Source organism: Marinicrinis lubricantis (assembly GCF_042658665.1).
Lineage (GTDB): Bacteria > Bacillota > Bacilli > Paenibacillales > KCTC-33676 > Marinicrinis > Marinicrinis lubricantis.
In genome coordinates, this window is record NZ_JBHSQV010000153.1 from 18457 (window position 1) to 28469 (window position 10013).

Sequence of the window (10013 nt, forward strand, 5' to 3'; positions counted from 1 at the left end):
CAAAGGATATGTAAAGGGAGAAACCGACGATGAAAAAAGAGATAGAATACTGCAATCCGATTGTTGAACAAAGAGCAGATCCATGGATCATGAAGCATACGGACGGATATTATTATTTCACGGCTTCCGTACCGGAATATGATCGAATTGAGCTTCGAAAAGCATCTTCGATAGAAGGGCTTAAGGAGGCAGCACCGACCGTCGTTTGGCGCAAGCACGATAGCGGTCCGCTAAGCGCGAATATTTGGGCCCCAGAGATTCATCATTTAGATGGCAAGTGGTACATTTATTTTGCAGCTGCCCGAACTACCGAGACGAATGACGGCCTGTTTGATCATCGAATGTATGTGCTGGAGAATGTGTCTCCCGATCCAACGGAAGGTACATGGGTCGAGAAAGGGCAAGTGAAGACAAAATGGGAGTCATTTGCGCTGGATGCGACCGTGTTTGAACATCGCGGGGTGCGTTATTATGTGTGGGCTCAGAAGGATCCGGACATTCCTGGCAATTCCAATTTGTATATCTCGCAGATGAGCAATCCATGGACGCTGACTGGAGAGCAGGTGATGATCTCAACACCGGAGTACGATTGGGAAGTCATCGGCTTCAAGGTCAATGAGGGTCCCGCTGTGTTGAAGCGGGGCGGGCGCATCTTTATCAGCTATTCCGCGAGCGCAACGGACGCCAATTACTGCATGGGTCTGCTCACGGCAGATGAATCCGCGGATTTGCTCGATCCTCGTTCTTGGAGAAAGTCGCCGCAGCCGGTATTCCAAACCTGTGAAGAGACAGGACAGTATGGACCAGGACATAACAGCTTTACCGTCTCGGAAGATGGACGAGATTTGCTGGTTTATCATGCTCGAAATTATAAGCAGATCGAAGGCGATCCGCTTTATGACCCGAACCGGCATACGAGAGTGCAGCTGCTTGAATGGAACGAAGACGGTACACCGAATTTTGGCATTCCTGTCGCAGATGCGCCAAAAAATACCGTTCATACGAACTGAATGAAAAGATGAACAGCAGGCCGATCCGCTTGGATCGGCTTTTTGTTATGGATGCTGGCGCCCGTTGAATTTCATCGTTTGAAAATGTGACGTGCGAAGCGAAGATGTCTGTGTTTCTTTATTTTATCGAGTATATGGGCCGGTCCGAGTGCAGCCTCTGTGGAGTCGCTTCTTTCGAAGACAGTATTCAATTCAGTGTCAAATATAGCGGACTTTATATGGGTGCCGCCTAAATCGACCCCCATGATATATTTTTTCATTTTCTCACTCCATCATTTTGCTGAATTTCTCATATTATAGATGGCTGTGTAAAGATTTTATTGAATCTAAAGAAAGCACAATGGATGTTATCGCAAGATCATGGAAGGATCATGAAGAAAGAAATCTTAAATTCGGAGAAGGAAAACCACTTTCTAAAAAGAAATAGATAGGCATATATATGTCAGAAACCCATAAGGAGGGAGTAATTTGAATACGTTTACAGAGAAAAGACCAGTGCACTGGTTTATTGCGGGGGACTCAACCGCAGCCCAGTATCATCCGAATAAATTGCCGATGGCAGGATGGGGACAAATGCTGTACAAATTTCTAGACGATCGTGTAGTGGTGAGAAACTACGCGTTATGCGGCCGAAGCTCCAAAAGCTTCGTCGATCAAGGGCATCTTCAGCAGATAGCGAACCATATCCGGCCAGGAGATGTATTGTTTATTCAATTTGGTCACAATGATCAAAAGCAGGATCCGAAAAGATATACAGATCCGCAATCGACTTATGCGGAATATATAACGAAATGTATTGAATGTGCACTAAACAGCGATGCGCAGCCAGTGCTGCTCACTTCGGTGGAGCGAAGAAAATTTGACGAGGATGGCCGGTTGGCTGCTGCAGAGCATGGTGCTTATCAGCAGACAACAAGGGAGCTTGCAGAACGATGGAAGCTCCCGCTTATCGACCTTGCGGTTCATACGCGCAAGCTGTACGAATCGCTCGGCATCGAGGACTCCAAAAAGCTGTTCGTTTGGCTCGAAGCGGGAGAGCATCCTAATTACCCGGAAGGCGTACAGGACAACACGCATTTTAATATTTACGGCGCTGAGACGATTGCTCGGTTTGTTGCAGATGATTTAAACAAAATGAACGGTCCGTTATCGCAGTATGTGACCTATTCCCCGCAGCAGTAACTTCCAATTAACCTGATGGAGATGGAGGATTCCCGTTTTGAATCGGGGTTCCAGCATCTCCATTTTTTATTTATCGACAGCTTTATTTCATAGCCATGCTATGGACATTTTTTCATTGGATGACGATTCGGTGTATAATTGAAGAAGCAGTTTTTGAGCATGCCAATCATTGGCGTGTAGAAGGCTGTAATCATGCATCGAATGAAGGAGGCTGCACAGATGAAAGTTGAGATTTGGTCTGATTTTGTATGCCCGTTCTGCTATATCGGCAAGCGCCGGTTCGAAGCCGGGCTCAATCAGTTTGCCCATAAAGAACAAGTGGAAGTGATGTATCGAAGCTTTGAGCTCGATCCGAATATGAAGCGTGACGGGAATCCTAGCGCATATGATATGCTGGCAGTTAAATATGGGATGAGCCGGGAGCAGGCCATTGCAAATTGCAATCAAGTGACACAGCAGGCCAAAGAGGTCGGGCTGGATTATGATCTTGGGAAGGCGATCCAGACCAATACGTTTGATGCGCATCGTCTTGCGCATTATGCGGCTTCGCAGGGGAAGCTTGCGGAAATGACAGAAAGACTGCTAAAGGCTCATTTTACGGATATGCTTCATGTCGGAAACCATGACACTTTAGCCGATTTAGCAGCCGAGGTTGGATTAAACCGTGACGAGGTGCTGCGCGTATTAGCAGCCGGCGAATATGCAGATGGGGTCCGGAGTGATGAACAAGAGGCGGCTGATCTAGGAATTCGAGGCGTGCCGTTCTTCGTCATCAATCGGAAATATGCTGTATCCGGTGCACAGCCGAGCGAAGTATTTCTGGAGGCGCTGCAAAAAGCGTGGGAAGAAGATCAGCCGCTTACTGTACTTGGAGGGGACTCCGATGCTGCGTTATGTACAGATGATGGCTGTATAGTTCCAGCAAAGGGAGAGCATCGTTCATGATCAAGCTCGGTATTTTGGATCAAGTCTATGTCGCTGAAGGCAGAACTGCGGGCGATGCGCTGCAGGAATCGACTCGTCTGGTTCAAGCCGTGGAGAATTTGGGGTATTCGCGTTTTTGGGTGTCAGAGCATCATTCGATGCCTGCGCTTGCCTTCTCCAGTCCGGAGGTGCTGATCGCTCATTTGGCAGCTGCCACCTCTCGAATTCGTGTTGGATCCGGCGGGGTTATGCTCCCTCATTACAGTGCTTATAAGGTCGCGGAAAATTTCCGACTTCTAGAGGCGCTGCATCCGGGACGCATTGATCTCGGACTCGGCCGTGCTCCCGGCGGTATGCCGCTGGCAACTAGAGCGCTCCAGCAGGATAAATTCGTCGATGTGAATAAATATCCTCAACAGGTCATGGATATTATCGGTTATCTTCACGAAGCGATGCCTGCGGGGCATCCGTTTGAGAAGCTGCTGGCGAACCCGTCAATTTCGACGGCGCCGGAAATCTGGCTGCTTGGTTCAAGTGGAGAGAGCGCAAGAATTGCTGCAATGATTGGAACCAATTATGCCTTTGCGGAGTTTTTCGGTACGCCGGGCGGGGAAGAAGCGACCCAATACTACAATGAGCATTTTGAGCCCAATAAACTGCTTCATGACCAGCCTCGCTCCATGATTGCAACGCTGGCGATTTGTGCTGAGACGCAGGAAGAAGCGGATCGTCTGGCCATGAGCGCTGATCTGCTGTTTTTAGGTATTCGGACGGGGCGGGAAATGCCTTACCTGCCTTCACTGAAGACGGCCATGGAATATCCGTATTCCGAGGCGGAACGTCTGCACATTCAGCAAATTCGTCAGCGCCGCATTATCGGCACGCCGGAAAAAGTGAAGCAGCAGCTGATCCAAATGGGATCGGACTATCAAGTAGGCGAAATTCTCATCAACAGTCCGATTCACGATCAGAAGGCGCGAATTCGATCGTATGAATTGATCGCGGAAGCATTTGGTATGCGATAAACGATGGGGATATGTTGACTCATCCAAGCCATTGTTGAAGGTTCATGGTCTCGTTGTGAAATGGCATAGAAACCAACGGCAATGACTAACGATGAATGTTCATCCGATGTGATATAATAGAAAACCTCTAAAACCACATAAAAATGTGGTCTTGGAGGTTTTCGTTGTTTTCGTCTAAATCGATGCTTTCTGTTTTTTCGGCCAAATAAAATAAGTTATGGAAATCAGAAGGTCGATGCCAACGATAATGGACCAAAGCTGCCATATTCCACTGAGCGCTTCAGTCCGAGATGCATCATCGATCATCCAAATCAGTCCGCCTAATAGAACCGCGCCAATGAGATAAGCGATCAGATGCTGAATCCAGCCTTTGAAGTAGTGGACAGCATATTCTGTGCCGTATCGTTTGACCGGCGGTGTCCCTTGTTTCGTGATGTAATATTTAAATCGTTGGTCTGCCCAAGCAATCATGCTCTTCCCGAATGCAATCGACACGCCAATATACACTGCGGCAAGACCGTGTGCGAAAGTGGATTCTGCTCCGCGGTACAAATCCACGCTTGTCGTAATCAGCAAAATCAAGTCAACAACGGGGGATAATGCAAGGAGAAGAAGACCCAGTTTCTCCTGCTTGAGTATATAACGTGCAGCCAAACCTAAAATAATGAAAATCCAAAATGCAACTTCACAGGCGACAATCATCCAGGCGACAATGTTCAAAAGAAAACACCTGTCCTTTTATGAGTTTGAATAATACAGTCGTATGAATTAAGTAAGATTATAGCACCATTTTTTTAATAATACAACTGTATTATAAAATTGAGAGAGGAAGCGGAATCTGCTACAATACATGTATGCCAAAAATTGTGGATCATGAGGAAAGAAGAAAACATATTGCGGAAGCGACATGGCGGATTATCCTAAACCAAGGGATGAAAGGGGCGAGTGTACGAAATATTGCGAAGGAAGCAGGATTATCCTTAGGGGCACTGCGTCATTATTTCAGTACGCAGGACGAACTGCTTACTTTCGCCATGAACTTGGTGAAGGAAAGAGCGACGGAACGCATTAAATTGATCGCAGCTCGCGATGTTTCTCCGATGGAAAAGGCACTGCTCGTATTGCAGGAGCTAGTACCTGTAGATCGCCATAAAATGGCCGAGACGGAAGTATGGTTTGCTTTCATATTTTACATGAAGTACAAGCATACGGGATCCGATACGGAGAAGGACGGCGTTTATGATGTCGTGAAAGTCGTAGTCGATTATTTGGAGCAGCAGCAATTACTTCGTCCAGGAATGGACGTGTCGCTTGAAACCGAGAGGCTCTATGCGCTAGTCGATGGTATTGCGCTTCATGCCCTTTTTGATGAAAGGCGCTCCAGTCGTGAACGGATTATCTGTATATTGGAAAGTCATCTTGAATCGATATGCAGATCGGAAGCATTAACACACGATTGATACATTAACGCCCACTATTGGATGATGGTGGGTTCCTTCGTGTACAGCACTCCTCTTTATATTAACTAATTATAATCATTATAAATTAGTATTGAAAATAATTATCAACCATGTTACGATAGTTACATAAAGAGGCGAGAGCCTAAAATAATAAAAAGATAGGATTTCATAGGAGGAACGATACAATGGCAGAACGTTTAGTCGGTAAAGCAGCACCTTTTTTCGAAATGGAAACGGTAAGTGGAGATGGACAGCAATTTGGCAAAGTTTCTTTAGACGATTATAAAGGCAAATGGCTAGTATTTTTCTTCTATCCAATGGACTTTACATTCGTATGTCCGACAGAAATCAGAGCGCTGAGCGAAGCATATGATGAGTTCAAGAATTTAGATACAGAAGTTCTGGGTGTCAGCGTCGACAGCAAATATACACACAAAGCGTGGGTGACGACTCCGCTGGCTGACAACGGATTAGGCGAGCTGAAATTCCCGCTTGCATCCGATATTACAAAGTCCGTAGCTAGAGACTACGGTGTACTAATTGAAGAAGAAGGCGTTGCGCTAAGAGGCCTGTTCATCATCGATCCCGAGGGTGAATTGAAGTATCAGGTTGTTAATCATAACGATGTAGGCAGAAGTGTTGAAGAAACTCTTCGTGTGCTACAAGCGCTGCAATCCGGTGGATTGTGCCCAATGAACTGGAAGCCGGGTCAAAAAACTCTGGAAGTATAAATCGAACGAACGAATGATTCTGGGGTTATCCGCAAGCCGGAAGCCCCAGTCATTGTTATACAAACGAATCATAAACAAATAGAATCGATAAATTCATGACTGGAGAGAGAGCGATGAGAAAGGCCGTTATTATTGGAACAGGTCCGTCAGGACTAACCGCTGCGATCTATATGGCACGTGCTAATTTAGAACCGCTTGTAATCGAAGGGCCCGAACCGGGAGGACAACTGACAACGACGACAGATGTTGAGAACTTCCCAGGCTTCCCCGAAGGAATTATGGGGCCAGAGCTTATGGCGAATATGCGCAAACAGGCCGAGCGCTTCGGCGCGGAATTTCGTACTGGTTGGGTAAATGAAGTGGATATGCAGCAAAGACCGTTCACCTTGAAGCTTGAAGGTGGAGAAGAGATTACTGCAGAGTCCATTATTATTTCAACAGGTGCGACTGCAAAGCTGCTAGGAATTCCTGGGGAAAAGGAAAACGTGGGACGCGGTGTGAGCACTTGTGCAACCTGTGACGGGTTCTTCTTCCGCGGCAAGAAAATCGTCGTTGTGGGCGGCGGTGACTCGGCCATGGAGGAAGCAAACTTCTTGACCAAATTTGCTTCTGAAGTGACGCTGGTGCATCGACGCAATGAACTTAGAGCATCCAAAATCATGCAGGACCGTGCGAGAGAGAACAGCAAGATCAAGTGGGCCCTGAATATGACTCCGCTGGAAGTCGTTGCTGGAGATAAGGGTGTGACTGGATTGAAAGTGAAAAACAACGAGACCGGAGCTGAAGAGGTCGTCGAGACGGACGGCATTTTCGTAGCGATCGGTCACCGTCCGAATACCGCTTTCCTGGGCGGACAAATCCGTACAGATGAAGTGGGCTATATCCTAGTTGAACCAGGTACCAGCAAAACGAATATCCCAGGCGTATTTGCCTGCGGCGACGTACAGGATCAGAACTATCGCCAGGCGATTACTGCAGCGGGATCCGGCTGTATGGCCGCCCTCGATTGCGAAAGATTTTTGGAAAACAACGAATAATCATACATTTCAGACCGTTCCTGCTAGGGAACGGTTTTTTCGATTTCGTAAGCCATCTACAAAAAAAGTAGGCCAATATAAGCACCCTTTCTGTTCGCCTAACCATACAATAGGTCAGAAGCGTAAAGAAAGGGGAAGAGGCGTGTGGATTATTTGGAGATGCTGGCAAAACTAGGCGTGGGCAATGCGCATCCGGGAGGATATGGTGCGACATTGGAGCAGTTAAAGCATTGGCCGATAGCCCCTGGAAGCCGAGTGCTGGAAGTGGGCTGCGGAACGGGCCGAACAGCCTGTCATTTAGCCAGAAACGGATGTGTTGTCACTGCCCTCGATTTTAGGGAAGATATGCTGGCTAAGGCAGTGAAAAGAGCTGCTGAGGAAGGGGTATCGGTCCATTTTGTACAGGGTGATGCAAGGCGGCTCCCGTTTGCAGCCCATGGCTTCGATGTTGTTTTTCTCGAATCGGTCACTTTGTTTGCTGGTGTTTATGAGCCTGTAAAGGAATATTACCGTGTATTAAAGTCTGGAGGGGCTTTGTACGATCGGGAAATGATGGCGCTCAATCTGCCTAGTCCGGAGTTGTTGTACGAGGCTAAAGACTTGTATGGTTTTGACATGCTGCCTACACAGCAAGAATGGCTCCGCATATTCGAACAGGCAGGGTTTCGAGAAGTCCTTTGCTGGAATCCGGGGAAGCTGAGCCAGAAGGTCGGTGAAGATGAAAGTCTATATCCTGATTTTGGTCAGACGCCGGATCAAGATACGCTGATCAATCCTGAACTATGGCAGACGGCGCTTCGCTACCATCAAATGATCGAAAAATATGGTGACGACTTAGGCTATGGTTTGTTTGTTTCGAAGAAATAGCCCACACTCTGTATTCATCCCGGCATATGCTGAAATAGACCGTTGTACATGATAGTGTAAGGAGGCTGGCCGGGAATGTCATTATATTGGTTGGGCATGATCAAGGAGCTTGAACAGCTGTGGAAGCAGCTTGAAAAAAGTGAGATATCGAAGCAGTGGATCAAACCATTTGCAGAATGGATGAACACGCCGAAGGTGGAAGTGCTGCCTGATCGAAGGTTTACCAAGATCTGGATCGAAGCTCCGGGACTTACTCCATCGAATCGAAAAAAATGGGCTTATAAGGTCATAGGGGATCAGTTATTGATTCGAGGAATACTGAATACGGAGTATTCAGCAGTGAGCGATTTGGGGGGATGGCATAAGGAATCGCAGCGCTCATCCTTTACGAAATCCATTCCGCTGCCTTATCCTGTCAAGTCAAAGCCGAACGCTGTGAGGTATGCGGACGGTGTACTGGCATTAACATTTGAAAGAAAGGATACGAAACATGATCAGGATTGGCAGGGGCTTCGCTTTTAAACCGTGAAAAGAACTCTCATTCCTCCGTAATCGCGAGGCAAGAGTTCTTTTTTTACCTTCAATCGATAAGCATTTATTTTGAAAAGGATGACAATTATTCCATTCGAATCCGAATGTCTCGAAACACTTCGGTTTCGGTTTCTTTGCGCATTCTTATCAGCAATATTCGATTTTTGCAGGTTGCTTTGCAATGAAGATGATCGACAGTTGTAGATAGGTGGATAAGCTGTTTCTTATCTCCAGGAAGCCCGGTAATTCGCAAGGTCCCTCTGCCTATCTGCAGTCTTAATGCTCTGGGATGAACAGATTTAGGTATATGAATTTTGACAATAAGATCTTTATGCGTTTCAAATTCCTCATACTCCAAGGGACTGTGCTGCTCTGCACTCGCTGCGCCTGGCATCATTTTTTTCATCATATCCTGTACATAGGACTCTACCCAGGAACCACTTTGTATTTGTTCCCTCATCCCTTTAGGTATAAAGGGCAGAGAAGTGCCCAAAAGCTGCTCGAGGCTTTTCCAATCAAACGAATCCCTGCCTTTAGTCACCTGAATCTCTCCTTTAACTTTCTCTGCGTCATTATATGTAAAGCTGCCCATAGTTGATACTTCAAATCGTTGTTAACGTTTGGGCACTTTCCCTCATAATATAAGACATACGGAGTCAAAGGAGGTGCGCGAATGCCTTCCGTGGTTGGTGCGGTCAAAATATTAAGTGTGGGATCTGCGGGAACAGTACAATTCGGTGATGCTGTATTTATTTCACCAACCAGCTCATCTAAAACCTTTGCTGGCAGCGGGAGTTTTAATACCGGTGACTTACCGGTCACGAATAATGGCATTAGTGCAACGAATACGTTTGATCGAGATGGAGTTGACAACAGTAATCAGAAGGTGGGGACCGCATGAATCTGACGGTATACCAAAATATTACGATCCATAAGCTGAGTGTCGAATCCGTTGCGAACTCCTCCGTGCTTCAGATCGGAACCGCTGGTATTGTCAAGACTTTATCCAATTTATATAATACGGGCGGTTTTACGGTACCTGCACCAGAGCTTACGACTCCCATGGTAGGCAGCCAGGGAGTCGAATCGCCGGCGGTACCGCTGCCGTCCATTTCAGGATAGGTAGTGTCAAAAGATTTATGAAAACTACCTAAAGGGTTAGCTTCTCTCCTATTTACTGGAAGGAGATGCGCCGCAATCGCTCTTGACAAACACGCCAATGGTTTGAGGATTGTTTAACAAGGGC

13 protein-coding genes are annotated in these 10013 nt (G+C 46.8%); 11 read left to right on the forward strand and 2 right to left on the reverse strand.

From position 1 onward, the window contains the following. Positions 1 to 29 precede the first annotated feature (29 nt). The 4 genes from ACFPXP_RS12125 to ACFPXP_RS12140 all read left to right on the forward strand — a co-directional run bounded on the left by ACFPXP_RS12125 (position 30) and on the right by ACFPXP_RS12140 (position 4141). Positions 30 to 1010, forward strand: a complete 981-nt coding sequence (locus tag ACFPXP_RS12125; RefSeq protein ID WP_379894489.1) for a glycoside hydrolase family 43 protein — start codon at positions 30 to 32, stop codon at positions 1008 to 1010. Between the two features lie 468 nt (positions 1011 to 1478). Then, positions 1479 to 2192, forward strand: a complete 714-nt coding sequence (locus tag ACFPXP_RS12130) for a rhamnogalacturonan acetylesterase (protein ID WP_379894490.1) — start codon at positions 1479 to 1481, stop codon at positions 2190 to 2192. 219 nt (positions 2193 to 2411) lie between these two features. Next, the gene (locus ACFPXP_RS12135) at positions 2412 to 3137 is read left to right on the forward strand and encodes a DsbA family oxidoreductase (RefSeq protein WP_379894491.1); all 726 of its coding nucleotides are present in this window, start codon (positions 2412 to 2414) and stop codon (positions 3135 to 3137) included. Continuing rightward, positions 3134 to 4141 (forward strand): LLM class flavin-dependent oxidoreductase, encoded by a 1008-nt coding sequence (locus tag ACFPXP_RS12140; protein ID WP_379894492.1) that lies wholly within the window; start codon positions 3134 to 3136, stop codon positions 4139 to 4141. The genes ACFPXP_RS12135 and ACFPXP_RS12140 overlap by 4 nt, the downstream gene beginning before the upstream one ends. 174 nt (positions 4142 to 4315) lie before the next feature. On the opposite strand, the gene ACFPXP_RS12145 is transcribed toward ACFPXP_RS12140, so the two are convergent. Next, positions 4316 to 4861 (reverse strand): hypothetical protein, encoded by a 546-nt coding sequence (locus tag ACFPXP_RS12145; RefSeq protein WP_379894493.1) that lies wholly within the window; start codon positions 4859 to 4861, stop codon positions 4316 to 4318. 134 nt (positions 4862 to 4995) lie between these two features. On the opposite strand from ACFPXP_RS12145, the gene ACFPXP_RS12150 reads away from it, so the two are divergent. The 5 genes from ACFPXP_RS12150 to ACFPXP_RS12170 all read left to right on the forward strand — a co-directional run bounded on the left by ACFPXP_RS12150 (position 4996) and on the right by ACFPXP_RS12170 (position 8758). Beyond that, the gene (locus ACFPXP_RS12150) at positions 4996 to 5601 is read left to right on the forward strand and encodes a TetR/AcrR family transcriptional regulator (RefSeq protein WP_379894494.1); all 606 of its coding nucleotides are present in this window, start codon (positions 4996 to 4998) and stop codon (positions 5599 to 5601) included. Positions 5602 to 5786: 185 nt separating this feature from the next. Then, positions 5787 to 6332, forward strand: a complete 546-nt coding sequence (locus tag ACFPXP_RS12155; protein WP_379894495.1) for a peroxiredoxin — start codon at positions 5787 to 5789, stop codon at positions 6330 to 6332. 113 nt (positions 6333 to 6445) lie between these two features. After that, the gene (trxB, locus tag ACFPXP_RS12160; RefSeq protein ID WP_379894496.1) at positions 6446 to 7369 is read left to right on the forward strand and encodes a thioredoxin-disulfide reductase; all 924 of its coding nucleotides are present in this window, start codon (positions 6446 to 6448) and stop codon (positions 7367 to 7369) included. Between the two features lie 144 nt (positions 7370 to 7513). Continuing rightward, positions 7514 to 8236, forward strand: a complete 723-nt coding sequence (locus ACFPXP_RS12165) for a class I SAM-dependent methyltransferase (RefSeq protein WP_379894497.1) — start codon at positions 7514 to 7516, stop codon at positions 8234 to 8236. A 75-nt stretch (positions 8237 to 8311) separates the two neighbouring features. Next, positions 8312 to 8758 (forward strand): hypothetical protein, encoded by a 447-nt coding sequence (locus ACFPXP_RS12170; RefSeq protein WP_379894498.1) that lies wholly within the window; start codon positions 8312 to 8314, stop codon positions 8756 to 8758. A 94-nt stretch (positions 8759 to 8852) separates the two neighbouring features. On the opposite strand, the gene ACFPXP_RS12175 is transcribed toward ACFPXP_RS12170, so the two are convergent. Further along, positions 8853 to 9308, reverse strand: a complete 456-nt coding sequence (locus ACFPXP_RS12175) for an Hsp20/alpha crystallin family protein (RefSeq protein ID WP_379894499.1) — start codon at positions 9306 to 9308, stop codon at positions 8853 to 8855. A gap of 132 nt (positions 9309 to 9440) precedes the next feature. Here ACFPXP_RS12175 and ACFPXP_RS12180 point away from each other — a divergent pair, with 132 nt between their 5' ends. Continuing rightward, on the forward strand, positions 9441 to 9668 hold the full coding sequence (locus tag ACFPXP_RS12180; protein WP_379894500.1) for a spore germination protein: 228 nt from the start codon (positions 9441 to 9443) through the stop codon (positions 9666 to 9668). Next, positions 9665 to 9889, forward strand: a complete 225-nt coding sequence (locus tag ACFPXP_RS12185) for a spore germination protein GerPB (protein ID WP_379894501.1) — start codon at positions 9665 to 9667, stop codon at positions 9887 to 9889. Before ACFPXP_RS12180 ends, ACFPXP_RS12185 begins: the two co-directional genes overlap by 4 nt. Positions 9890 to 10013 lie beyond the last annotated feature (124 nt).

Bases quoted from the DNA above. Each gene is read 5' to 3' on its own strand.
- ACFPXP_RS12185 (WP_379894501.1), top strand. From the start codon at position 9,665: ATGAATCTGACGGTATACCAAAATATTACGATCCATAAGCTGAGTGTC.
- ACFPXP_RS12180 (WP_379894500.1), top strand. From the start codon at position 9,441: ATGCCTTCCGTGGTTGGTGCGGTCAAAATATTAAGTGTGGGATCTGCG.
- ACFPXP_RS12140 (WP_379894492.1), top strand. From the start codon at position 3,134: ATGATCAAGCTCGGTATTTTGGATCAAGTCTATGTCGCTGAAGGCAGA.
- ACFPXP_RS12135 (WP_379894491.1), top strand. From the start codon at position 2,412: ATGAAAGTTGAGATTTGGTCTGATTTTGTATGCCCGTTCTGCTATATC.
- trxB (WP_379894496.1), top strand. From the start codon at position 6,446: ATGAGAAAGGCCGTTATTATTGGAACAGGTCCGTCAGGACTAACCGCT.
- ACFPXP_RS12125 (WP_379894489.1), top strand. From the start codon at position 30: ATGAAAAAAGAGATAGAATACTGCAATCCGATTGTTGAACAAAGAGCA.
- ACFPXP_RS12170 (WP_379894498.1), top strand. From the start codon at position 8,312: ATGTCATTATATTGGTTGGGCATGATCAAGGAGCTTGAACAGCTGTGG.
- ACFPXP_RS12155 (WP_379894495.1), top strand. From the start codon at position 5,787: ATGGCAGAACGTTTAGTCGGTAAAGCAGCACCTTTTTTCGAAATGGAA.
- ACFPXP_RS12150 (WP_379894494.1), top strand. From the start codon at position 4,996: ATGCCAAAAATTGTGGATCATGAGGAAAGAAGAAAACATATTGCGGAA.